At 33.0% G+C, this 25,476-nt stretch carries 19 protein-coding genes; 3 read left to right on the forward strand and 16 right to left on the reverse strand.

Annotation, left to right across the window (positions count from 1 at the left end):
- Nucleotides 1–25: 25 nt before the first annotated feature.
- From IPK88_02790 to IPK88_02810, 5 genes are all read right to left on the reverse strand, one after another.
- Nucleotides 26–1,504, reverse strand: a complete 1,479-nt coding sequence (locus tag IPK88_02790) for a glycosyltransferase (protein ID MBK8242327.1) — start codon at nt 1,502–1,504, stop codon at nt 26–28.
- Between the two features lie 338 nt (nt 1,505–1,842).
- Entirely contained in the window at nt 1,843–2,274 is a 432-nt protein-coding gene (locus IPK88_02795; GenBank protein MBK8242328.1) for a DUF1761 domain-containing protein, read from the reverse strand.
- A gap of 70 nt (nt 2,275–2,344) precedes the next feature.
- A complete protein-coding gene (locus tag IPK88_02800) occupies nt 2,345–3,898 on the reverse strand; it encodes a hypothetical protein (GenBank protein MBK8242329.1) in 1,554 nt (517 codons plus the stop codon).
- A 200-nt stretch (nt 3,899–4,098) separates the two neighbouring features.
- On the reverse strand, nt 4,099–4,788 hold the full coding sequence (locus IPK88_02805) for a glycosyltransferase family 2 protein (protein ID MBK8242330.1): 690 nt from the start codon (nt 4,786–4,788) through the stop codon (nt 4,099–4,101).
- A 35-nt stretch (nt 4,789–4,823) separates the two neighbouring features.
- Nucleotides 4,824–4,979 carry a hypothetical protein gene (locus IPK88_02810; GenBank protein ID MBK8242331.1) on the reverse strand — a complete coding sequence of 52 codons (156 nt, stop codon included), beginning with the start codon at nt 4,977–4,979 and terminating at the stop codon, nt 4,824–4,826.
- 71 nt (nt 4,980–5,050) lie between these two features.
- Between IPK88_02810 and IPK88_02815 the strand changes: the two genes are divergently transcribed.
- Nucleotides 5,051–6,550, forward strand: a complete 1,500-nt coding sequence (locus tag IPK88_02815) for a right-handed parallel beta-helix repeat-containing protein (protein ID MBK8242332.1) — start codon at nt 5,051–5,053, stop codon at nt 6,548–6,550.
- A gap of 3 nt (nt 6,551–6,553) precedes the next feature.
- Here IPK88_02815 and IPK88_02820 read toward each other — a convergent pair whose 3' ends face one another.
- Entirely contained in the window at nt 6,554–7,414 is an 861-nt protein-coding gene (locus IPK88_02820) for a GNAT family N-acetyltransferase (GenBank protein ID MBK8242333.1), read from the reverse strand.
- Between the two features lie 44 nt (nt 7,415–7,458).
- The gene (locus tag IPK88_02825; GenBank protein ID MBK8242334.1) at nt 7,459–7,824 is read right to left on the reverse strand and encodes a hypothetical protein; all 366 of its coding nucleotides are present in this window, start codon (nt 7,822–7,824) and stop codon (nt 7,459–7,461) included.
- Between the two features lie 170 nt (nt 7,825–7,994).
- On the opposite strand from IPK88_02825, the gene IPK88_02830 reads away from it, so the two are divergent.
- The gene (locus tag IPK88_02830) at nt 7,995–10,880 is read left to right on the forward strand and encodes a glycoside hydrolase (protein MBK8242335.1); all 2,886 of its coding nucleotides are present in this window, start codon (nt 7,995–7,997) and stop codon (nt 10,878–10,880) included.
- A 10-nt stretch (nt 10,881–10,890) separates the two neighbouring features.
- Here the strand turns inward: IPK88_02830 and creD are convergent, their stop codons facing one another.
- The 3 genes from creD to IPK88_02845 form a co-directional block, all read right to left on the reverse strand.
- Entirely contained in the window at nt 10,891–12,231 is a 1,341-nt protein-coding gene (gene creD / locus IPK88_02835) for a cell envelope integrity protein CreD (GenBank protein MBK8242336.1), read from the reverse strand.
- A gap of 92 nt (nt 12,232–12,323) precedes the next feature.
- Nucleotides 12,324–12,620, reverse strand: a complete 297-nt coding sequence (locus IPK88_02840) for a transcriptional regulator (GenBank protein MBK8242337.1) — start codon at nt 12,618–12,620, stop codon at nt 12,324–12,326.
- A gap of 2 nt (nt 12,621–12,622) precedes the next feature.
- A complete protein-coding gene (locus IPK88_02845; protein MBK8242338.1) occupies nt 12,623–13,258 on the reverse strand; it encodes a hypothetical protein in 636 nt (211 codons plus the stop codon).
- Between the two features lie 871 nt (nt 13,259–14,129).
- On the opposite strand from IPK88_02845, the gene IPK88_02850 reads away from it, so the two are divergent.
- Nucleotides 14,130–15,905, forward strand: coding sequence for a T9SS type A sorting domain-containing protein (locus IPK88_02850; protein MBK8242339.1), 1,776 nt, complete (start codon nt 14,130–14,132; stop codon nt 15,903–15,905).
- A gap of 98 nt (nt 15,906–16,003) precedes the next feature.
- Here the strand turns inward: IPK88_02850 and IPK88_02855 are convergent, their stop codons facing one another.
- The 6 genes from IPK88_02855 to IPK88_02880 form a co-directional block, all read right to left on the reverse strand.
- A complete protein-coding gene (locus tag IPK88_02855; GenBank protein ID MBK8242340.1) occupies nt 16,004–17,698 on the reverse strand; it encodes a tail fiber domain-containing protein in 1,695 nt (564 codons plus the stop codon).
- A 5-nt stretch (nt 17,699–17,703) separates the two neighbouring features.
- A complete protein-coding gene (locus IPK88_02860) occupies nt 17,704–18,189 on the reverse strand; it encodes a T9SS type A sorting domain-containing protein (protein MBK8242341.1) in 486 nt (161 codons plus the stop codon).
- Between the two features lie 59 nt (nt 18,190–18,248).
- Nucleotides 18,249–18,809 (reverse strand): hypothetical protein, encoded by a 561-nt coding sequence (locus tag IPK88_02865; protein MBK8242342.1) that lies wholly within the window; start codon nt 18,807–18,809, stop codon nt 18,249–18,251.
- Between the two features lie 380 nt (nt 18,810–19,189).
- On the reverse strand, nt 19,190–21,022 hold the full coding sequence (locus IPK88_02870; GenBank protein MBK8242343.1) for a SprB repeat-containing protein: 1,833 nt from the start codon (nt 21,020–21,022) through the stop codon (nt 19,190–19,192).
- A 139-nt stretch (nt 21,023–21,161) separates the two neighbouring features.
- On the reverse strand, nt 21,162–21,656 hold the full coding sequence (locus tag IPK88_02875; protein MBK8242344.1) for a hypothetical protein: 495 nt from the start codon (nt 21,654–21,656) through the stop codon (nt 21,162–21,164).
- Between the two features lie 457 nt (nt 21,657–22,113).
- Nucleotides 22,114–25,392, reverse strand: coding sequence for a CHAT domain-containing protein (locus IPK88_02880; GenBank protein ID MBK8242345.1), 3,279 nt, complete (start codon nt 25,390–25,392; stop codon nt 22,114–22,116).
- Nucleotides 25,393–25,476 lie beyond the last annotated feature (84 nt).

Here is a 25,476-nt window from a genome sequence, read left to right on the forward strand (position 1 = left end):
AGGTCTTTACATCACAATTTTAATACTATTTCAAACTTAGGTGTCGCAAAGAATAGAAAAAATTAATCCCAAATCCAAACATGAGCATGATGTGGAACATTAAAAAAGAATAATAATCTATTCTAAATGCTAAGCCGATCGCAAAAATAAAATATAGACATATCAGAGCTTCAGTCCAGGTTTTCCAATCGATTTTTTGAATAAGATAATTATTGGATTTCAATGTATCCCTCAAACTAATAATACTGTACTTTGGAGTTCTAACAAAGCTCGATTTCTTGCCACGGAATCCTTGAATTACAGCTATGCTATTGTGAAAACTTAATCCCATAGAAACAGCCATAAAAACCGGAAACAATATAGCGAAATTTAATAATCGTTTAGCAAGTGATTGATCCTTCCAACAAGTGATTACATTGGCTTCATAGAATACAGCCAACATAGAGAGGGTCCCCAGTAAACAAAAACCTAAAAACGTTGCTTTAAGGCCTAAATCGTCCATTGCATAAAGTACTGGTACACTAATTGCTGCTACCCAAAAAATCACTAAAAAGATACTGCTGGACAATAAATGCATTCCTGCAAAAAATTTAGTTTTAAATGGTAAGTCAGATTTCAAAATTACAGGTAATAATTTTTTTGAATTTTCTGCACCGCCTTTCATCCATCTGAACTGTTGAGATTTATAACCATATATTTCTATAGGTAATTCTGCTGGACATGTGATATCTTCAACAAAATTAATTTTCCACCCTTTTAATTGAGCCCTGTAGCTTAGATCCAAATCTTCAGTTAATGTATCTGAATGCCATCCACCCGCATCATCAATCGTTGCTTTCCTCCAAATTCCGGCAGTTCCATTAAATTGTAAAAAATGACCGGCCTCGCATCTTCCAGCTTGTTCTACAGTAAAGTGTACGTTTAATTGAAAAGCTTGGAGACGAGTCAACAAAGAATAATCTTCATTGAGATGAGCCCAACGGGTTTGGACGACACCTACTTTTTCGTGAGTAAAATGAGGTAATGCTCTTAATAGAAAATCTGCATCAGGCAAAAAATCTGCATCAAAAATGGCAATAAATTCCCCCTTTGCTTTCAACATGCCTTCTTTTAAAGCTCCTGCTTTAAATCCCTCACGATTGGTTCGGTGTATATATTCTATGTCAAATCCTTTAGACTTATAAAAATCTACCTTGGCACTGGCATGAGCGATCGTTTCATCAGTTGAATCGTCCAATACCTGAATCTGCAATTTATCCTTAGGATATACCAGACTGGTAATGTTGTCCAATAGTCGATCCACGACAAAAAGTTCATTAAACAATGGTAATTGTACAGTTACCATCGGAAAATGATCTCCTTCTTGAAGAGGTTTTAAGGCTTGTTTATTTTTCTTTTGTCGACGATATGCTTTCAAAAGATTTAACTGCATTAAGCAGAATACGGTCATATAGAGCAAACAAGCAGTATAGACGACGATGAGGATTAGCTGTAGTTGATTCATTTCCTTACAAATGTAAGTGGAATAACAAGGAACTTATCCTAATCATTTCGAGATTAAGATATCATTCACAACATTTGCTAAAAATTTAATACCCAAGGGCTTAGATAGGTCATATTGTCACCATTTCTTTATTCTAATGGGTTTATTGCTAAAATATTTTTGTTGATAAATCTTTAAAAAAATCAATTGACTTGTATGCCTAATCCATAATCAAAGATAGTATTAAAGAGTAAATTAGATGTCGAATTTAAAGGCCAACTAGAATGGATATATGATATAAAAAAAAATGCGTATCCAAAGTAATGGAGACGCATTCTGATGTTTTAATGTAATTTAAACTAACCAGCTGCAGGAGTAATTTCTGGGGTAGCAACAGAATAAAGAAAGGCTCCCATTAACCCAAGTGCTAAAACCCAATAAACCGCGTTAATAAGTATATTGGTCAATGTATTTCTTTGAAATAAACTATTGCTTATTAATACCAAAATAGCGGTAAGTCCAACGCCCATAGATCCATGATAAAACCCATGAACGAATTGACTCATACCCGGTTGAGTATGGGTTGACCATTCATTTAGTTTCCAGGCGAGAGCAAATGAGATTAAAGTTGCTAAACCCATAGTAAGGGCCATGTTTCCTTCCTTGAGTGATGCTTCAGTAAAACCTAAAGATTTCATCCATGCATTCCCAAATATTTTGGGATGATACCAAATATAGCCAAGGACCATAGGGATCAAACCTGCAATAAAAATTGCCAAATAAGCATTCATAATTTAAAATTTTTTGGTAACTAAAATTGTTTTTCGAAATTGTTTTTCAAAGATATCAAAATTTGAATACCTATAAAAATAACTTAATAGAAATATTTATTTTGTTCTCCAGTTCAAGCCTTAGAAAATACAGTCCAGAAGGTATATCTGCACACTGAACTTCAACCAAAGTTGAATGCCCATTTCCGCTTTTAACCACACGTCCTATTTGATCAAATAATATAAATGAACTAATTTTACTAGGTGATTCAAGCCAAAAAGAATTTTTGGTTTGTTTACTAATATATTCTACCGTACCTGTTGTTTTCAAATATACGGTTAACACTTGGGAATACTTAGAATTGCCTGCAAGATCTTCAAATCTCAATTGATAATTATTGTCACCTTGCTGAGAAGCATCATGTATGAATCTGTAATAATTTTTACCAGCAAGTTTTTGATAGGCTATACTCATGGAATCAATTATATTCCATGAACCTGACGGATCTTGATGTTCTAATGAAATTGTTCTAAGTTTGGTTTCATTTACCGTTATCCAATTGAGCGCAACTTTACTTTGATCGAGTGTTGCAGTGAAGTCTAATAATTTAAAAGGCAATAATTGACATTGCGCTGAAATAGACGATCGATCTTCACAATGAAGGGCATTACCTTGTATTCTAGCATAATTATTGGTATTGCTTAAATAATCACAAATATTTGGATAATGACAATAGGAGAGCAATGGATTATCTACCAAAACTAATGAATCCATTCTTTCCAAATCAATATTTCTAAGGCTTCCTATGTCGCTCAATTCCGGGTTATTAATGATTCTCGCATAATGCTGTATATTCTTTATCTGACTCAGAGCAGAAATATCTTCCAAATGTTTATTCTCCGATATAGTCAAATAAGTTATGCGTTCTACTGAATCCATTCCATTTAAGTTAATCAACTGTTCGTTATTCATCATATTAAATTGCCAGATTGATTTTAATTTTGGAAAGGGTATCAATGAACGAAGTTTAGAACACTCACTGATTTCTAGTGGATTCAAATCATAGGTTAGTGAAGGATTCAATCCAAGCAGGGTATCTAAATTTGCATTATTGAGCAATCTAAAAGATTGAACGCGTGTAAGGCTATCGATACCAGATAAATTCTGTAAGTGACTACAATTTCCAACATAAAATTGTCTTGTGAATTTTAATCGATTTAGGCCCTCTAAATTTGAAATTTTAGGCAATCCAACTATGGATAATGAATTATTAGCATCCAATAAATTTCTAAAACCATTCAATGTTGTTAATAAGGTGTCGTCATAAATATAAATATCCTGAACGGATTGAACATTTCGAAGACCTTCAATATTAAGCACTTGATAATTTGAACTTAAATTAAAATATTCATCAATAGTATCAATGACACTAAGACCATCTAAATTCGTAATATTCGTATTTTCTATAATGACATTACCCTTAATTCTGTGGCAGGCTGGATAATTAAATCCAAAACTATCAATCTCTCCTTGGCGTGTAAGAATGATCCCACCAGATCCACATTGTCCAAATACATTATTAAATAAATATATATTTAGGAAGATAACAACTAAAATACCAGGGGTGAATTTATTTAGTTTCATATTTATCAATTTTAATCGTAAAATACCATATTATCAAAGATAGTTAATATGAAAACGAAAAGCAAATTAACTAAATCACAACCAGTCAATAACATTAAAAAATAGGATGATGGTCAATTATTGAAGTGTTGTTAAATCTTAGTATCGTAGCTTTAATTAGATGCATACTATCAAAATTTTGAAGATAGACCAAATGCCATCTACCACATTTTGAAAATTGTGTACAGAATTTTATAACCAGCTAATACACTGCCTTTGATAGTACCCGAGACCTTGGATCTGCCAATCCTGATTTTATAATCTACTGGAACTTCTGTACTTCTTACTTTCATTTTTGCAGCACGTATTTGCATTTCAACAGTCCATCCATAATTTCTGTCTTGCATATTCATTTGGATTAAAGTATCAAAACGAATAGCACGGAATGGCCCTAAATCTGTGAATTGATAGCCATAAATCCAACGAATCAAATGTGTGGAAAGGGCATTCCCGAAACGCTGTACAAAGGTCAAAGAGCCAGATTCTGCTTTCCCTAAGACGCGAGACCCTATAACTAGATCGACTTGATGGTCCAATATGGGTTGTATTAATATGGGGATTTCCTCAGGAAAATCTGAATAATCTGCATCAATAAAAACTATGATATCCGGAAATGCTTCTTTAGGCTGTGAATGAATAAAATGAATAGCTTTTAGGCACGCAGCGCCATATCCTTTTTCGAATTCTTGAAGCACAATAGCTCCATGTAATCTTGCCACTTCAGCGGTTCTGTCAGAACTCCCGTTGTCACATACATAAATATGCCTTACTAATCCAGCAGGTATGTCATCCAAGACATATGAAATTGACTTTTCTTCGTTTAATGCAGGAATAATAACATCAACGATCATCCCTACCGTGCATCAATTTCAATTTAATCTTAAACCTAAATGGCATTAAATGCCTTAGTGAGATAAGTTAATACAAAGGGCAATGGAACCCAAAACCATGCAGGAGCAGCATACAAAAGCCCGCACATAATGACAGTAGAAACTAAAAAGATCAAAATATCAGTTCGCCTCGTTTTGTTAATTTCAGACATGTGAAAAATTTTAGCAAAAATAGTACATTTTTCTCTTATATCTTCGTTCCTCAATCAAGTTTCTTAAAAGAATGGTCTTCAAATATTCAATTTGGTCAATATTATTTCTGGTCATTGGACTGTTTATTTCCAATTCCTGTCAAAAGGAGGTATTTAGCACGGACATTTCTAGCCAACCCACTTTTTCAACAGATACAGTTCAATTTGATACGGTTTTTTCTACTATTGGTTCTGCCACCCTTATTTTCAAAATCTATAATCCACATAAAGAATTCCTAAAAATTTCAAAAGCATATATAGGAACCGGCCAGAAAACACCGTTCAGAATGAATATTGATGGCAACCCTGGTCAGTCTTTGAGGGATATAGAAATTAGACCCCATGATAGTGTATATGTATTTTGTGAGGTGACTATCAATCCAAATGATCCCTTAGAAGTCAGTCCTTTTATCATTACAGATTCCATCGTATTTGAAACTAATGGGGCCAAACAAAGGGTAATTCTTGAGGCTCGAGGTCAAAACGCAAACTATTTTCCTGAAAAATTAAATAAAGGTCAGGCTAGTATTATAGATTTACAAGGTCAGACCTTAGTATGGGATGATCCCAAACCATATATTATTTATGGAATAGTATATTTCGATCATGGCAGCCTGTCTATAAAAGCCGGGACGAGAATTCACGTATTTGGGGGGATAACTAAGGGATCAGACAGCCAGGGAAATACGTTTTTTTATAATGATGGTCGAATTTTTATAGGTTCTGATGCGAATATACAAATAGAGGGTACTCATGAAAAACCGGTTATCATACAAGGTGTTAGACTTGAACCCGAATATCAGGAAGTTTCAGGTCAATGGTCGGGGATTGTCATAGATAAGTTTTCTCAAGGAAATACAATTAATTACACCACTATTAAAAATAATCAAATTGGAATATATGTAGATTCAGCTGCTCAATGCAAAATCTCAAATACCATATTTGCAAACAATTCTGTCGGAGGATTATATGGATATGCAGCAGAAATTACCATGAATAATAGTTTGTTTTACAATCAAGGGCAAGCTTCATTTTCTGCAATTAATGGTGGAAAATATGATTTTACCTATTGCACTTTTGCTAATTTAGGAAATTCTTATTCAGGAATAGTGTGGAGTAATTTTTATTGTGAAGATCCTATCGACTGTCCACATCCTTATACTTTTCCACTGGATGCAAAAATGACCAATTGCATTGTTACCGGATCGGACGATGATGAGCTAAGTTTAAAGCCAGTAGCAGATCCTACCGTTCGGTTTAATCTATTATTTGATCATTGTCTTCTCAAAATTCGAAAACTAACGGATCAAAATCAATTTCCAAAATTCGTTCAAGATTATACTCAAAATTGTATCATCAGCGGTTCTCTTGATCCATTATTTATTGATATTTCTAAAGACAATTATAGATTGGATACGCTGTCCATTGCAGATGGAAAAGGCATTCCAATAAATAATATTTTTAATGATTTAGAAAATGTATTACGAGATCCAGTTAAACCAGATTTAGGTTGTTACGAACGATTGAAATAAAAATTAAATTTCATATTGTATCGATCGCTTCATTTCATATTGTTCAATAAAAATCTTCATTCCACAATATTCAAAAAATGCATGGATTCCTATTTCACTTTTATCAACATTAATGATAGTGACTTCTTTTGAATTGAATTGATTTAGGATATTGGTCATTAATGTGCTACCTATTCCTTGTCTTCTATATTTTTGATCAACTGCAATATGTAAAATTCTTGATTTTTTTAAATTAATAACTGCGTAACCAACACATATTCCTTCTAAATATGCACATAATAACGTATTAGATAATTTTCCCTCTTCCAATGATGCAAAGGAATACTGCCAAGCAGGCTCAATGGTCCAAAACGTTTTTAAAACGTGCTGTTCTATGTTCGCTTCTTCTATAATTTTGATTTTAGGATTGATTTCATGTCTAGCGATAAATCCTTTATAACAGGATAAGGTTCTTGAAATTTTGAAGCCCAATGATGTATATAAATGAATTGCTTTTTTATTAGTTGTTAGTACTTCGAGTTGATGCTGTTTTACTTGAACTGTCTTAAGTTTTTGATCTAGAAATGCATACATTTTCATTGTCCATTCTTGCCCTCTATATTGAGGAATGACTCCTGTTCCGGCATTATAAACATTAAGATATCCATCCAACCATAGAACACCAGTAAGAATAAATCCTACAATTTTATCTTCATCAAAAATACCAACAGATAAATTCAATTGTATATGTTCCTGAACAATCTTTAATTCCATTAATTCTACTGTGAGCGAAATTGGAATGGCATAATCTGCAAAAGCATGATTAAAAACTTGCACTAATTCTGAAATACTAATGGAACTTAAATCTCTAATTTGAACATTCATAGAATCACAAAGTCATATGTTTATCAATACAAGTGAATCAAGGTTTATGGCGCTAATTCACCTACTACATATCGGAGTGTTCCATTATTCCGGTCATCTACTATAAACCCATAAGGTCTGACCTTATGTACAAAATGTGTACTTCCCTCTGCCTGTTGTCCTTTATAATCCAAAGTAAAAGCCAAAAAATTTAAAAGTTCACCATCATACTTTATATCAGTATAGTTGATTTGAATTTGTATGGCTGCTAAATCATTCCGTAATTGTTCTAACTGAATTCTCGACATGGGTCTTTCAAAATGGACTTCTGCAAATTGCGGTTCGATATGAATGTAAGGTTGTTTGTACAATTGTTTGCAACTCATTGTTAATATAACAATGAATATTGTAGCTATAATTTTGTGTTTCATACCCTATCATTTATAATTGTGTAAGATATCGCTTATTTGTTATTTTGATTCTTAAATTTACAGTTACAAATAAAATAATTACAAGCATGAATAGATTAACATTTTTGATTAATAAGGTCTATCCTTTTTTTCAAAAACCAAATTATATATTGTTCCTAATATACGCTTTAATGGTTATCACCAATGGCGAAAGTCAATCGATCGCACCTAAATATTTTGAAGGCATGCAATGGCGAATGATTGGACCACATCGAGGCGGTAGAACTGTAGGTGCAGTAGGTTTACCATCTCAACACAATGTATTTTACATAGGTGTAAATAACGGTGGGGTTTGGAAAACCACAGACTATGGAAGATCCTGGGTCCCCATTTTTGATGAACAATCGACCGGATCAATTGGTGATATTGTGGTAGCACCATCAAATCCCAATACTATATATGTGGGCACTGGTGAAGGATTACAACGCCCTGATTTATCAGTAGGAAATGGTGTTTACAAATCCATTGACGCTGGTAAAACATGGATAAATACTGGCTTAAAGGAAGGTCACCAAATTGGAGGAATGGCAATAGATCCTAAAGATGAAAACCGGGTTTTTGCTGCTGTACTTGGCCATCCCTATGGCGCCAATTCGGAAAGGGGCGTTTATCGTACTTTGAATGGAGGTCTAAGCTGGGAAAAAGTATTTTATATAGATGACAATACCGGTGCCATACAAGTAACCATTGATCCGGTTCATTCAAATATTATTTACGCAGACATGTGGGCTGCTAGATTAGCACCGTGGGAGAATGGCATGTGGAGTGGCCAAGGAAGTGGTTTGTATAAATCTATTGATGGCGGAAATACTTGGAAAAAATTAATCAATGGCTTACCAACTACAGAACAAGGCCTTGGCAGGATTGGATTTTGTATTGCTCCTTCTAACTCTAACCGCTTATATGCAACAGTTGACGCTGGTCAGCTCGGAGGAATCTACAGGAGCGACGATGCTGGTGAAACTTGGCGATTATTAGATTCAGATGCCAGATTGTGGAGTCGTGGAAGTGATTTTGCAGAAATCAAAGTGGATCCTAAAAATGAAGATATCGTTTATTCTGCTAATGTGGTGGTTTGGAAAAGCACAGATGGGGGACTTCATTGGCAAGGCTTTCGAGGCGCACCAGGTGGAGATGATTATCATAGGATATGGATCAATCCCGAGCAACCAAATATTATTTTGTTAGCCAGTGATCAAGGCGCTATCATCACAGTAAATGGCGGGGAGACTTTTTCAAGTTGGTACAACCAACCCACTGCACAATTCTATCACGTTAGTGCTGATAATAGTTTTCCATATAATGTATATAGCGGCCAACAAGAAAGCGGTTCGGTCTGTATTTCTTCAAGGGGTCATGATGGTCAAATCACTTTCAGAGATTGGCATCCTGTTGGTGCAGAAGAATATGGTTATGTGGTAGCGGATCCCAAGGATCCAAACATTGTATATGGAGGAAAAATTTCTAAGCATGATAAAAGAACCGGACAAACACAAAATATTACTCCCATATCGCCCAAAGAAGGTGCTTATAGATATATTAGAACTGCGCCTATAATATTTAATCCTATCGACAATAAGACACTCTATTTTGCCGGAAATGTTTTATTCAAAACTATAGATGGGGGTAACCATTGGGATGTTATCAGTCCTGATTTAACCAGAAAAACGTATGATATACCCTCATGTATTGGTATTTATTCCACTGAAGACATTAAAAAAATGCCCCAACGTGGTGTAATCTACACGATTGCCCCATCATATGTTGATTCCAAAACCATTTGGTGCGGAACTGATGATGGACTTATACATAAAACGAATGATGGCGGAAAAACTTGGATCAATGTTACACCACCTATGATTTCAAGTTGGAGCAAGGTATCATTGATGGATGCAAGTCATACTGATGTCAATACAGCATATGCTGCAATAAATGGCATTCGTCTCGATGATATGCGACCACATATTTATAAAACAACAGATGGTGGTGTTACCTGGAAAGAAATCGTAAATGGATTACCCAATCAACCTATCAATGTAGTCAAAGAAGATCCGAAAAGAAAAGGCTTATTATTTGCAGGTAGCGAAACAAATGTTTCTGTTTCATTTGATGACGGGGAACATTGGCAAACATTAAGACTCAATATGCCAGCTACTTCTATACGGGACTTGGTCATTAAGGATGATGATCTAGTCATTGGCACACATGGACGAAGTTTTTGGATCTTAGATGATATTACAAGACTTAGACAATTTAAACTTGATATGACCTTGGATCATAATATTTTATTTAAACCACAAAAAGCTTACCGAGTCAGATGGAATATGAATACGGACACACCTCTTCCACAAGAAGAACCAGGTGGTCAGAATCCACCAGATGGCGCCATTATTGATTATTATTTAGAACATCCCGCACAACTTATTCAATTGGATATTTTAAATCAACAATCTGAAGTCATTCGTCATTATTCAAATCAAGATACATTATATAAGATTCCAAAAGTCAATATTCCATTATATTGGATTCGGCCACAACATATATTATCAGGTAAGTCTGGTGCACATCGATTCCTATGGGACATGCACTATCAACCTCGAAATGTAAGTCCATCATTTCCCATTGCTGCTATTTATAATAATACGGCACCAGACGAAACTTCACCCTGGGTCATGCCCGGAGAATATACTATCCGATTAACCACTGATGGTAAAATACTTACTCAAAAAATACAAGTTGTAATGGATCCACGAGTTAAAACTTCACTAAAGGATTTACAAAAACAACATGACCTTAGTTTGATCTGCTACCATAATACTATAACTTGTCATGATATATTAAACCAAGGCAAACTCGAATCTGCTAAAGAAAATCAGTTAAACCAATTTATTGGAATTTTCACACGACTACATAATATATTACAAGATAGTGATATGATTCCAACACAACATGTTATAGATGCGGTTAAAAAAACAGATTTGGAGTTTCAAAAATTCCGATTGACAAATCAAAAATAATTTTACTTCATCATATCTCTTTGATCTCATTAGATATTTTTTCTGCTTCATAATCATAATAATTTATCTTTCTGGTTACCATCATGATGATTGCCAATATTATGAATAATCCTATACTGCCTGCAATTAATGCATAATCTTCCAATTGTAAAATAATAAAAATATAACCAAATAATAAACTTAATATTCCAGAAATGATCAAAGCTATTCTTATGCGCTTAAGAAACGAATGAGAATAATAAACAATGATAAAAATCGTGACTGCACTGGAAATAAAATAAGATAAGTTAAAACCAATATGTTCAGACATGGATAAAATAAGCAAATAAAATATTGTCAATGCAGCTCCAATTAAAAAATATTGAATCGGATGAATTCTGATTTTGAAAAATATTTCAATAAAAAAATAACACATAAAGCAAAGGCAAATAATGAGTAAAGCATATTTTATATTGCGTTCGTTTTTCAAATAGCTATCTACAGGTTCAATTAATCGCACACCAATGCCACTAGATCCAATCTTAGATTCGAAATCATAAAATACTGAATTAAATATTCTATTTTGTTCTAAAACTTGCCAATCAGCATTAAATCCTTTATCACTGATCTCTCTTTTCTGTGGCAAAAATTGACCATAAAAGCTTGGAGAGGACCACGAAGATTTTAGATTAATGTTTGTGTTTTTACCAACCGGAATGCATGAAAGGGATTGATAACCGTTAAGGTCAATGGAAAAATGAATGTCAATGCTATCCTTTTGATCTAATGATGGAAGATATCCTGAGACGCCGCTTGATAACACATCGCTACCCGATGTTCCGGAAACTAAACTAATCTGAGATTCATTACAATGAAGCATGATGGGATTTCGAATCCCAGTTAAATCAGATATACCTATGATGACGGTAGCTTTATTATAGTCTAATATCTCAGAACTGACTTTAGATTCTATTTTGTTTTTAATGTTAAAAGTAGATTTGAAATTTAAAGAACTCTTATAAAGTAAGGCTTGATAAATTCCTCTGGAACGAATTTCAGGATCCATCTGTCCACTAATATTCAACTGATCCGGCATAATGTATAAAAATCCATTTATCGAATTAATTCCCTTTTGATCCATTTTATGATATGGTATCGCAATAATGGGACCTGTGATGGTTTGTTCCTGGCCCCAACTGGAAGCTATTTCATTGCCTATTTTATTTTTATTTTGAGAACGTTCATAAACTAAACCACTTATCGCATTGGTTAACGCGAAAAGAATAATGACAAGAAAAAAAATGATAATGGATTTTACCATAAGATTTGTTCTTGAATTGAATTGCTGACTGCTGACCATTTCTATTTTCATAATAAATAAATTAAAAGTACTTTGTATTGCAAAGTTGTTAAGTAAAAAAAGATACCAAATCATTTTGAACCTAAATATTCATCATATTGGTATCATATATCCTTGATTAATTGTTCAATAGCATCGATATGTTCCTTGAACTCTTTTTTCCCTTTTTTCGTAACCTTATACGACGTGTTTGGCTTTTTATCAATAAATTGTTTGAGCACTATAAGGTATTCTGCTTTCTCTAATGCCTGAATATGGCTGGCTAAATTTCCATCACTCACTTCTAGCCATTCCTTCAATTGATTAAAACTAAGTTCTTCATGAATCATGAGCAACGCCATTATGCTTAATCGAACTCTATTTTCAAAAGCTTTATTGATTTTATGAATAAATTTTTTCATCCTTACTTTTCATATTTATAATACATGACAGCACCATAAATGATGTGCAATAATCCAAATCCGACGCCCCAAAAAACTAAACTATATCCATAAAAATAACAAGCTATTAATCCCAGAACCAATTCGCTATAGGCCAGGTATTGAATGTCAACTAATGTGTATTTACTTGCATTTAAGAGTGCCAATCCATAGAACAGGAGTGAAGCCGGTAATACCAGACCCCACAGGCCATTCATGAATAAAGCCAAACAAAATAAACACCCAACCCCAATTGGTATCATCAAACTGATCAATAATTGTTTTGAAGTATGATCCCAAATCGTTAGATTCATTTGTTTTGTTCTTCGAGCTGTAAAATAGATTCCTGAAATAATAGAACAAATAAATAAGCATCCTAATAACCCAGCTACATAATTTAACAATTCACCATCAAAAGTTATATATCTATATACATTTAATTTATGACTGAGTGCCTTCTCCTCCGATGGCCAGACCTTATAATAGATTGCACCAACCGTTATCAAAGCCAATATTCCTGGAATGATACCTGACAGCCCACTTAATGATATGAATCGTGAGGACCTTTCCATCAGTTTTCGAATGGAGCTTATATCCTGAAGTAGTTCATTTTTTTCCATAAAAAGTACTTTGTACTGCAAAGTTAAAACGAAATGATAAGATTCTTAGTATTCATAATTACAAATTATGCACAACGATCTATTAAAATGGATAGAAAGCTTAATTTAATTGACTTTGAAGGATAAAATAGTATAAGCAAATGGTGAATGAACTTAAAAAAGGGATCCAATATAAGTTATGGTGCTAAATAAATAATGGAATGATGTTGTGTGAATTTATGGATAGGAAATGGTAATTTCAGTAATTAAGTCTATTTACAATATTTTAAAGTTTGCGGATTTATTTGATTGTAAACAAGTTTAATCGCAAAGCATATTTAGTAGATTTTTTCATAAATTTAGTTAAATTGAAACCACAGTGGTAGCTCGTCCACTCTGAATGGCACAAGCTTATTTATTTAATAATTCAATGAGATAGGCTTGTAATAGACTTGGTACAACTTACCTCGTCTTCAATTGGTGAAATCAGCCGTTACGTCCATTGGTGAGACTGGACGAAAATAGACGTGGAATAGACGTGGATAATACGTGGATTATACGTGAAATAGACGCGGTGAGTAGTCCTCTTATATTTGGATAAATATTGAACTAAACACCTATAAAGACATCTATAAAGACATCTAAACTCTGAGAACTAATCGGGCTGGCCCACCTAGATTGACGAAGTTGGAAGACTTGACAAGTTAAGCAGAGACGGGCAAGGTTCCTAAACTTGAAAAATTGTCATGATCAGTTGCGCTTTAGGAGCAAATCAGTCAGTTATCTTAAAACCGAGAAAGAAGCTTATTTTGAATCTCAATTAAAGGATTAGTTTAAAATATGTTTGAGCAAAATGACTTATATTTATGACTGCATCATAAATTCCACATACATGTCTCTAATCCATAAAATAAAATCACTTGGTTTAATTTTAATCCTATATATCTTAATTAAGGAACAAATTTACACCCAAAACAATGGCCCTTGGAATAATCCATTGAACATGGCATGGTCGTCTGATGGAACTCAATTCACAAATCCAACTATATTTCAAGATTCCTCAGGAGTGCCATGTGTTGTTCGGTGGAAAGGCGATACCTTGATTTGTGCATTCCAATGGTTTAGACAACCCATGAATTCTCCGAGTTGGGATCGAGTTGCGGTGAAATTTTCATATGATGCCGGAAAGACCTGGGAAGAACCCATACCCATAATAGTTTCAGGTTTGCCGACTACCTATCAACGTCCATTTGATCCGACTTTGGCGGTATTGAATGCTGATAGTTTGAGAATATATTATTCTTCCAGTGATGGTTTATCACCCATGGGATTGGATGCTTTGGTGAATACTTATTCTGCAGTAAGCACCGATGGCATTCACTACGTTTTTGAACAGAATGCCAGATTTGATCATCCTACCAGACCCGTAATAGACCCAGCAATTTTATATTTCAATGGTCAGTGGCATTATTCAGCTCCAGCTGGAGCACCACAGGATGGGGCCTACCATGCAACCAGTGTTGACGGCCTTCAATTTATCCAACAGGCCAATTATACTTCTGATGCATCCCATAATTGGACCGGAAATCTGATGTTGAATCAACCCAACGAAATGCGTTTTTATGGATCCGGTCAACGAATTTGGCATAACTCTACCACTGATGGTTTCATTTGGAGTGGATTTACAAATACCAATTTGCAAGGTGGCGATCCATCCATTATTAAAATAAATGATACAAGTTATTTAGCGATCTATGTTGGACCTCCATACAGCAATAATATATTTACTTGCGGAACTATTTACACCGATCCAAGGGACCAACAAAAATATGGCACTGTACAAATAGGATCTGATTGTTGGATGAAACGCAATTTGAATTATGGGAAAATGGTGTTGAGTAATATTTCTACAACAGTACATTCAGACATGTTCAATAATAATATTCCAGAAAAATATGCTGCCAATAATGATTCGCTACAATTGAATCCATACGGCGGACTTTATGAATGGGATGAACTCATGAATTACAACAGAATCAATGGAGCACAAGGATTATGTCCCCAAGGTTGGCATGTATCCACTGATGAAGAATGGCAACGATTAATCAAAACAGCAGGTGGACAATTAATATCCAATTCTGAAGGTCGAGGAGGCAACGCCCTCAAATTGATTGGGGAAGGAATGGGTGCAGGAATGGGTACAGATTTAGTTGGATTCTCAGCCAGACATGCTGGTGATCGAGACGGTTTTGGGATATTTAATGGACTACGGTTTCGCAGTATTTTTTGGACCTCTACGCCAGTAAACCAAAATCAAGCTTATCATTATACTTTATGGTCTACAAATGACACCATCCAACGACTAGCACTTGGCAGCAATACTGGATTCTCTTGTCGATGTGTAAAGAATAATGCCAACACTGGATTTAACCATTTACCATCTTTAAATAAACCCATTAGAGTAGAACCCAATCCATTTACACATTTCATTCGTTTGTCTATCCATCAACAAAATCATTATTGCGAATTAATTGATATCATGGGTCAATTGTTATGGCATGGACCACATATTGAGGAACATGATTTTTCATATTTAACTTCAGGAATTTATTTCTTGAAAGTATATGATGGAATAAGGACTGAGACTATTAAGGTGGTGAAGAAGTGATGTTATTTTAAAAAAATGAAAGCAAGAAAATAATATACTTTCTTGCTTTCAAAAAGATGAAACTATTTAAAAATTATTTGATTCATTTTATCAATTTATTAATGCGCATCACCTTCTAATTTTAATTGTGAATACAATGCATCAAGTTTTGTTTGGAATGATTCAAACATTTTATTTTTAGCATCGATTTGTTGATTTAGTGATTCAATCATTTGTTGTTGTTCTTTGATTGCGTTGATGAGCATGTAAGTCATTGAACCATTATCCACTCCAAGATATTCAGTTCCAGGATCAAGTTGATCTTTTTTATAAATCCATTTATTTACCATGTAGGGCGCAATTTTTTGCAATTCTTGAGCAAGAACGCCCACCCCAGTTTCATTTGGCATGCCACCTTGACCATTATAGGTAAACCATACAGGATTAATTTTCAATAATTCACTAAGTCCATCTTTATATGAAATGATATCTTTCTTTAATCTAGCATCAGAAGCAACTGTCCATGTATTTGTAGTTGGTTTTGCAGCTGAATTAGTTCCAAGTTGCAATTTATAATTAAATGCTGTAGTTCCTATACCTATGTTTCCAGTTCCTATAAAAACATCTCCATAATTTGCAAGCAATGCTAATTTATTGGTTGCAACTTCAATTACAACGCCTGCCCCAGAAGTAGAACCAAATCTACCTCCTGCACCAGTTGTAGATGTGCCTTGTACTCCATCGGCACTAGATGAGGATCCTCTTAATCCATCTCCACTTGTAGAAGTTCCTTGAATACCGTAGCCACTTGTAGAAGTTCCTCTAACTCCATTACCACTTGAAGAAGTACCCTGAACCCCATCGCCACTAGAAGCTGCTACACCTTGTACCCCATCACTTGAAGAGCTATTACCCTTTACTCCAACACCCCCACCTGTGCCATTTCCATAAACTCCAATATTACCTTCCCCCTGAACTCCAATAAAATCTGATTCTCCGTGAATACCATAACCACCACTTACTCCTTTGACGTTTAATTTACCACCAGTTCCACTAGGATTATTTATATTTATAATATTATTTTCTTGACGGATAATAGAATTATCACCTGAAGTAGGTCCATTGAATTTAATAATATATCCAGTTGTGCCATTTATATTGGCACTACCAGGATTCCCAACATCGCCTTTATCTCCTTTGTCCCCTTTTACTCCCTGTAAACCTTGGTCTCCCTTTTCTCCTTTTTGACCCTCCATTCCAACATCCCCTTTATCTCCTTTATCTCCTTTCTCACCCTTAATACCTGGCGATCCATCATCACCCTTAGATCCTTGTAAACCTGGATCACCTTTATCGCCTTTTATACCAGGAAGACCCTGATCTCCTTTGTCTCCTTTGTCTCCTTTGTCCCCTTTAACACCAGAACCAGCATATAACGCATAAGGCACACTAAGCATTTGACTTGTACCAGAAATAGAATAATTGGAACCTCCATTTGGATCTGTCTCGGTTTTTAGAAAGTAAGGTCCTGATGCCCAATCAATACTAGCAATACTACCAGTAACATTGGTTCCACCTCCAATTTCAAATGAAGCTAATCCATTTGCGTTTGTTGAAGCAACATGAGTCTCTACAAAAACGGCTGCACCAAATTCTGAACCTTTTAATATGAGCAAACGAATACCAACATTAGTATTTGCAACCAACTGACCATTTGCATTCCTAATAACTGCCTGGAAACTCATCTTGTTTGGTTGAGCGAATGCTCCTAATGAAACTAATAATGTCAAAAAAATGAACGTAAGTTTTTTCATGATATTTAATTTTTAATAATTTTAAATGATTGAATAGGTTTGTTTTCCGAATTAATTTTTAAAACATAAGTTGATGCTGGTAAATTTTCAGTAGTTATCTTCGTTTGATTTTTAAATATGTTATGCCTTATTAATAATTTTCCCTGAATATCATACAATTGATAATTCAAGGTTTTTGAATCAACATCGTTTATATTAATGATTAGCATATCTAATGTCGGATTTGGAAAAATGGATACAGAAATATCTAAAAATTCTTCAGCTATAGCTACAGTAAATATTTCATATGGTTGTTGGACACCTTGGTTAATATTACCATTAAAACCAGTTTGAGATTTATATACTAATTGTCCAACTGAATAACTCAATGTGCCTCCATTTCCAGAAGTGTTACCACCTAATGTTACAAATCCATTCTGTGAATAAAGCTCAGGTGCGGTAAAAATTAGACTTGCAAAAATGAACAAAAACTTAATTTTATGTAAACTCATATTATATCTATTTTAGAATTAGTTAATAAAAAATATTGAAAACTAAATTAGAATTAGAATTATTTCTTACAAGGAAAAAACTCACATACTTTTACCTTTCCTTGCATAGTACATTTATAACATTCATCACCAGGAATAGTAATTGGTCCTTTGGGTTTATTTACTTTAGTTTGTACGTAATTCCCATTATTGTCTAATCCCAAATATCCAGTATCTTTGTTTTCTTGAATTTTATATAATTTAAAATTTGGTTCTTCATACACTTTTTTAAATTTTGTTATCTTTTCTAATAATACTTTAGCAGACTTTGCGTCATTCTTACACAGACAACATAAATCTGTATTTCCATTGCCGCAAGGAAAGCATGAATAACTGCAATTGCTGGTTTTATTTCCATTATTTTTGTTTGTAATATCTGCAGCCTTTAAGTAAGTTATGGAAACAGGCACCTTAGATCCATTTGGTCCAATTCCAGAATATGATAATTTCCCAGATTTGTCTTTAGTTTCAAAAATGGAAATATTATTGATATCCATAATTTTAACCTGAGACACTAAAACATTTGCATTAATTGTAAAAAGTAAAATTCCAAAGATGAAATTTAATGTTGTAATTTTCATAGAAATGTTTATTTAAGTTAATGAATAATAAATTAAAATGTTTTTCAAAAATATTTTTCTAGTGATTTGGTTTTCAAATTTGATTATAAAATTATGAATTACTTTATCACCAACAATTTCAGAAGTAAACTAAAAATCATCATAAATCACAATAATTTTTTATTAAGTTATCAATTAATGCATTTGACTTAAAGAATCTTAACATCAATTGATATAAATTTTAATTAAACTGATTTAGCTCTTTAATATTACTATTTTCAATTAAATGATAAAACCATTTTGACGCAATTCAAATGCTTGAATTTTATTCAACTCATACCAAAATAAGTGATATAGTATGCTATATGCAATAAAGACTTAAGTAAAAAAATAAATTAAATCTAAAAAATATTTACTTTAAAAGAATAGGAATGGGTTAAATTACTTAGTTGCACGAAATAAATACCTGAACTTAGATGCTTGGTATCCATTTGTAATTCACCATTCGAATACAGAACTGATGACCCCTGAATTAATGAGCCGTCTGCTTTTATAACCCGAGCCGCATTGGTATGCCCAATTGGAATATTTTTAAATAAGATACGATCCGAATATTGTATGTAATAAACTGACTTGAATTCATCATTTGATGCTGATGTTAACAATGGAACATTATATTTCTTCTCATTAACACATCCATTCTCATCTTGTATGGACATTGTATAATCTCCATGCATTAAATCAAAAATATCTTCACTACTTGCCTTGTAACCATTCGGTCCTGACCAATCGAAAAAATATTGACCAAAACCACCAGTCACATCAATATTAATAGCTCCCTTTTGCATAGATGTATACGGCAATATAGTATCTACAGACTGAATGAGTTCTTTTGGTTTATTGACCATATAATTAAAATTACTTATACACTTATTTTTATCCGTAATTTTACAAGAATACATACCCTTAAGCAATTGATCTCGATTAGCTAATTGACTTCCATCGATCCAAGAGTAGCTATAAGGGCTTATCCCGCCCTTAATGTTTTGTATAATCTCACCATTTCGTTGACTGAAACAAAGTACATCCTTAATAACAAATCCTGAGTTTTCAATAATATCAGGTTGATTAATAGTAAAGCTTAATGAACTTGGATTTGATTTGCAATTTTTTGAATCAGTGACAGATACATGGTATGATCCAATTTTAAGTCCAATAAGATCCTTACTTGTAGCTCCAGTATTCCATTCATATTTATAACCTCCATTTCCACCACTTGTAGTTAAAATAATGTTACCAGTTGCATTACTAAAACAATCAACATCTGTCTTTTGACCACTAAAAACTAATTGGGTAGGTTGTGTAATTGTAAATGATTTAACAAGTTTAGGACATAGACATTGATCCATTGTTATTTCCAAAGTATAAGTCCCGGCTTTGAGGTCGTCTTTTGATGATGATGGATTACAACAATCTGTATCAATAATTATTCCATTTACATCTTTTAGAACCCAATCGAAATTTTTAGTAACTCCTGGAATAATTTGTTCCGGGGTGCTTACATATTTGCCATCTATTGATTGATAACAACTTACCGGAGATGGCACAATTCCGGCATTTGTAAATGCTTTTGTTGTTGATTTAATTTCTATATCTTCTATAAATAAACATCCATTCGAATCGTTGATTTTAATTTTATATTTACCTGGAGGATAATTACCCATATATGGTATTTTATTACTAAAAAGAAATGCAGAATATAATATTTGACCCTGACTATTTAAAATAAAAAAAGTTATTGGAAGAACTCCACCATTTACTCCTTGCAATTTTACTTGACCATACCCACCATAACATGCATCTTTAATTTCTAATTCAGAAATAGTTATTTCATCTGGTTCAGTTAATGTGTAAGATGCAGTTTTAGATCCACTATTTGTAGAGGTTACTGTTACTGTATATGTACCAGCAAATTTTAAAATGGTTTGAGTATTTCCACCGCCTGACCAACTATATAGTAGTCCGGTAACAGTGCCTGAAGTAACAGTTATTAAAGCTTTTAAGTTAGTCGCGCCATTAAAACATCGAATTGGACTTAATTCTTGTATAGAAAGTTTAAAGGTTCCTTGAGGAGATTTGCATTCTGATGAATTCATTTCTTTTGCATTTAATTGAAGACTTTCAATTAAAAAAAATTGAATTAAAAATAAAACAAATAAATTAAGATTTTTCATGAAATTATTATTATATTATGGAATAAGTATTGATATATAAATTAAAAGACATTTTTATGATTTCAGCAAATGAATAATTTAAACTTTATTGAGAGTTAATAATAATTATTCAAAGGTGTTTATATAAAAACTACCTGAATCAGTGCACATGCACACATTTATATAATTGGTTATCCATTAATTTATTGTTATTTACTACTAATTCTAATGGCACTTTGTTTGCTACCAATGTGCTAAAATCATGACAATAAATTTCTCCAAGTGTAGTATATGTGAATTTCCATTCTACATTTTGTTTCTGGTTTTGATTTAAGGATGGTATAGAATATACTTTAGTGAATGTTTTACCATTCCCAATAAAATCATGTGAATCGTTGGGACCCAAAACACCAATTGTCAATTTTAAATTTAATTTATTTGCTGGTGTTTGTTTTTCACCAAAATTTATAACTTCAATTGATACTGATACGTTATATGTTCTCTTATCACCATTGGTTGATTGTAAATCATATTTAATTATTTTCTTTTGAAGAGCAATATCTGGCCACTTTGGGTCATTTTTTGGTTTGTCCTGAGCATTGCCATTTACAATAGCCCCAAAAAACATCATAGAAACAAGTAAGAGTTTAAACACCACCTTCATTTTGACTTTACTTTAATTAGTTATGCCTCCACTAACGCTTTCGGATTCTCGATTTATCAAAACCATAATATTATGTACAGAATATTGCTTTTTCATGTCTTTGTATTGGTTAATACTTTGGGTTAGATAAATCTTAACATGTTAAAATAAATATTTTGAAAAACACAAAAGCGAAGTCACAAAATTAATATATATAAAATTTTATAAGTTATATAACATATTATATATCAATAAATTATTTTGATAATTTAAAAATATCAAGAATGTAAAATAAAATATATAAATAGAACTTTAAAATTGATTGCCGTAGATAAAATCCTTCAATTTAATAGAATAGCTCTTCATATTTTGAAGCCAATAATCAAGATAATTAAAGCTAATAAGGAATGAGCCCGATGAAAATTTTTCCAACCTTAAGTGTATTGCAAATCGGACAAGTAATTTATGCTTACTCCACCAGCACAAACCCAGCCCAATAAAACGATTCAAGACCCTTTTTTCTTAGATCATTTTGAGCAAGTTTCAAAGACTCTCGGATACTTTTTTTCTTGATGAGCCAATACTTATAAAATGCAGTCATTAACTCACTGGTCTGTTGGTCTGGCACTTGCCATAAGGACATGATCAGATTCTTAGCACCCGCTATCTTGAAAGCGCGCTGTAATCCGTACACACCTTCATTACCTTGTATATCTCCCAGTCCTGTTTCGCATGCTGACAGCACCACAAGTTCTGTATTTCGAAGATTCAATTGACTGATTTCATAAGCTGTAAGTATACCATCTTCTGCCTCGGGGGTAATCGGTTTTCCTGTCTTCCAGGCGTGATTTGCACCTGCCATGATAAGTCCAGATCGTAACATGGGATGCTCGGACATTTTAAAAACAGGTTCTTCCTGAAGGCTGAGGACTGATGACTGTCGACTGATTTTCGGATCAGGAAAAAAATACCCATGAGTAGAAATATGTATGACTTGAGGTGATTCTGTTTTATAATCTCCTAGCTTTTTAAAGGCTTCTTCAGTCGCATCATTTCCTTTGAAGAGAGAAGATTTAATTCCTGCCTTATGAATTATTTTGTTAATCTCATTAGCTTCTTGTTCTGATCCATTGAGATAGTTCCATGAACCCCCTCTTAAAGTGGAATCTGTATAAGAAAAACTAAGTTCAGATCTTAATGCTATACCATTGGTATCAATCTCGTGATGTGTAGCCTTCACTGCCGTACTGTCCATTTCAAAATTGATTCCTCCATATATGCATGCATTAAGTATTTTTGACTTTTTATCATCATTGTTTGAAACCAATTGTCTGGTACTACCCAATTGAACCAAGTCATATCTATCAGACAGCAATGATTGATCATTTATGGCAATAGCATTTTGGTTGATTCGATGCAACAATCCACTTGGAGAAAAATAGATTTTATTCACGCCTTTGAGGTATGGCTCTATTGGCTTCCATATTAATTCATAAAGAGATTTGGTTTGAACATCTTGTGGCATAGTTCCTCTGTCATTTGGAGAATGATACACATCGGCAACATAATCCATGCGTCTGGATTGCGATGTTGATAACAATTGATTCAGTTCTTTTTCTTCAAAAAGCGGCACAAAATGAGGTGTGGTGTCATTTGGGAGTAAGACTAAGGCAGCATACAAGAAGCTATCTGTTTGGTTTTTATCATTGAATTTAAAATGTATAAACTCTATGGCAACATCTTTCAATTCTAATTTATTTCTAACTTCTCGCCATTTTATTTGTCGAATAGCTTCTCCATAACTAGCTAAACTATTAATAAGTTCCTTTTCTAATGCGTTTGAACTCTCTTCAAGTTCAGTTAATGTTACCCCATTAATTTTAGGCTTGGAGTATTCATTTGCAATTTGCCTTCTACAACTTTTTAATTTACAATTAATTTCATATTCAAGAGGGTATTGGCTAGCATTAATGTTAAGCTTTGTAGATGAAGCAAGAAGAAATCCTTTATGAAACAATACATGATTATAATAAATTGAAGCAAGAATTCCAAATGGAGTACTATTCGAGTATCGAGAAATTAGATATTTTCCAAGATCATCACCATTTTGTTTAAAGATTGATATATAATTGGTTAGTTCTCTTTCTGAAAGAAAAGTAGTCCCTTTAGTTAGCACCACTTGCTCTAGAGAGTAAAATTCCATTAACAATTGATTAGATTCAATAAAACGCTTTTGCACTTCATAAAAACATGCAAGGTTTTTAATAATAGAAATATAATCAAGATGTTCTTTTCCTAATATTTTTTCTCGAATGACTTTGGATTCCAAATAGAACCGTTCGGCTTCTTTGTAATTAGATGATTCTTCATATAAAATTGCAAGATTATTCAAACTTGATGCATATTCAGGATGTTCCTTTCCTAATACATTTTCTCGAATGGTTTTCGATTCCAAATAGAGTTGTTCTGCTTCTTCAAATTTCCCTTCCATTTTATATAAAATTGCAAGATTATCCAAACTTGTTGCATATTCAGGATGTTCCTTTCCTAATACATTTTCTCGAATGGTTTTCGATTCCAAATAGAATTGTTCTGCTTTTTCAAAATCACCTAAATCCGCATAAAGATTAGCAAGACCATTTAAACTAGAAGAATAATCTACATGCTCTTTACCAAGTGCTTGTTCTCGTAATGCTTTAGACTCAAGAAATAATAATTCTGCTTTTTCAAAATTTGCCAATTTCTTGTATAAGGTTGCTAGATTATGCAAAATTGAAATATAATCTGGGTGTACTTTTCCATACTTCGCCTCATAAATATCTTTAGAACTTAGATACAATGATTCTGCTTTCTTATAATTACCCATATTCAAATACAAGCTTGCCATGTTGCTTAGTCTTATCGCATAATCTTCATGATTTGCACCAAAATTATTTATAACAAGGTCTGCAGATTTAAGATATAGCTTTTCTGCTTTTTCAAATTTGTATTCATCTTTATATAAATTAGCTAAATTATTTAAACAATTTGAATAAAAAGGGTGATTAAAATTTTTTAATCTTTCTTCGAATATTTTGATTACTTCAAGATATAAAAATTCAGCCTTTTCATAATTATACATTATATAATAGACGTTAGCTAAATTTATAGTGGCTCCTAAAAAATTAATATCATTTTGACCATTCGCTTTTTTAAAAATTACTTTTGCTTCTAATGCATATTCACCAGCTTTCTCTAAATTTCCCTTTGCAAAATATAATAATCCAATATTATTTAAGCTTGATGCATAATCTGAATGTTCAATCCCAAGAATTTTCTTCTTAATTTGAATAGATTCTAAAAAAAACATTTCAGCTTTATCATATTGGCCAATTTCTTTATAGAGATTTGCTAAGTTATTTAGGTTAAGAGCATAATCGAGATTTTGAGTCCCTAGTATTTTTTTTCTAATTTCCTTTGATTCTAAATAATATCCTTCAGCTCCTAAAAAATCACTTTTGAAATGCAATATTCTTCCATGATTAAAACATGCATTTCCATACTCCACCGACTCTAGCCCTAATTTTTCTAGAGCTAATTTTTCTGCAATCATATTAACTTCTAATGCTTTATCAAATTCATTTTTACCTATTAACTTCCGTGACACCTTAATAAGACTATCAATTTCCTTTATTGCTGAAGAATCTATGCTTTGAGAAGATAATAAGTACGGCATCCATAATAGAAAAGAAAGACACAAATATTTCATCGAGCTAAATTTAATATTCCAAAAATTTATATATCCTAACTAGTAAAAAAAACAATATCATACTACTACAATCTTGAAGCTCAA

Source organism: Candidatus Defluviibacterium haderslevense, assembly GCA_016712225.1.
GTDB lineage: Bacteria > Bacteroidota > Bacteroidia > Chitinophagales > Saprospiraceae > Vicinibacter > Vicinibacter haderslevensis.

Coding starts and splice junctions, on each gene's coding strand:
- IPK88_02865 (MBK8242342.1), bottom strand. CDS start 18,809: ATGAAAATTACAACATTAAATTTCATCTTTGGAATTTTACTTTTTACA.
- IPK88_02795 (MBK8242328.1), bottom strand. CDS start 2,274: ATGAATGCTTATTTGGCAATTTTTATTGCAGGTTTGATCCCTATGGTC.
- IPK88_02810 (MBK8242331.1), bottom strand. CDS start 4,979: ATGTCTGAAATTAACAAAACGAGGCGAACTGATATTTTGATCTTTTTA.
- IPK88_02790 (MBK8242327.1), bottom strand. CDS start 1,504: ATGAATCAACTACAGCTAATCCTCATCGTCGTCTATACTGCTTGTTTG.
- IPK88_02825 (MBK8242334.1), bottom strand. CDS start 7,824: ATGAAACACAAAATTATAGCTACAATATTCATTGTTATATTAACAATG.
- IPK88_02860 (MBK8242341.1), bottom strand. CDS start 18,189: ATGAGTTTACATAAAATTAAGTTTTTGTTCATTTTTGCAAGTCTAATT.
- creD (MBK8242336.1), bottom strand. CDS start 12,231: ATGAAAATAGAAATGGTCAGCAGTCAGCAATTCAATTCAAGAACAAAT.
- IPK88_02845 (MBK8242338.1), bottom strand. CDS start 13,258: ATGGAAAAAAATGAACTACTTCAGGATATAAGCTCCATTCGAAAACTG.
- IPK88_02840 (MBK8242337.1), bottom strand. CDS start 12,620: ATGAAAAAATTTATTCATAAAATCAATAAAGCTTTTGAAAATAGAGTT.
- IPK88_02855 (MBK8242340.1), bottom strand. CDS start 17,698: ATGAAAAAACTTACGTTCATTTTTTTGACATTATTAGTTTCATTAGGA.
- IPK88_02815 (MBK8242332.1), top strand. CDS start 5,051: ATGGTCTTCAAATATTCAATTTGGTCAATATTATTTCTGGTCATTGGA.
- IPK88_02805 (MBK8242330.1), bottom strand. CDS start 4,788: ATGATCGTTGATGTTATTATTCCTGCATTAAACGAAGAAAAGTCAATT.
- IPK88_02800 (MBK8242329.1), bottom strand. CDS start 3,898: ATGAAACTAAATAAATTCACCCCTGGTATTTTAGTTGTTATCTTCCTA.
- IPK88_02830 (MBK8242335.1), top strand. CDS start 7,995: ATGGTTATCACCAATGGCGAAAGTCAATCGATCGCACCTAAATATTTT.
- IPK88_02870 (MBK8242343.1), bottom strand. CDS start 21,022: ATGAAAAATCTTAATTTATTTGTTTTATTTTTAATTCAATTTTTTTTA.
- IPK88_02820 (MBK8242333.1), bottom strand. CDS start 7,414: ATGAATGTTCAAATTAGAGATTTAAGTTCCATTAGTATTTCAGAATTA.
- IPK88_02880 (MBK8242345.1), bottom strand. CDS start 25,392: ATGAAATATTTGTGTCTTTCTTTTCTATTATGGATGCCGTACTTATTA.
- IPK88_02850 (MBK8242339.1), top strand. CDS start 14,130: ATGTCTCTAATCCATAAAATAAAATCACTTGGTTTAATTTTAATCCTA.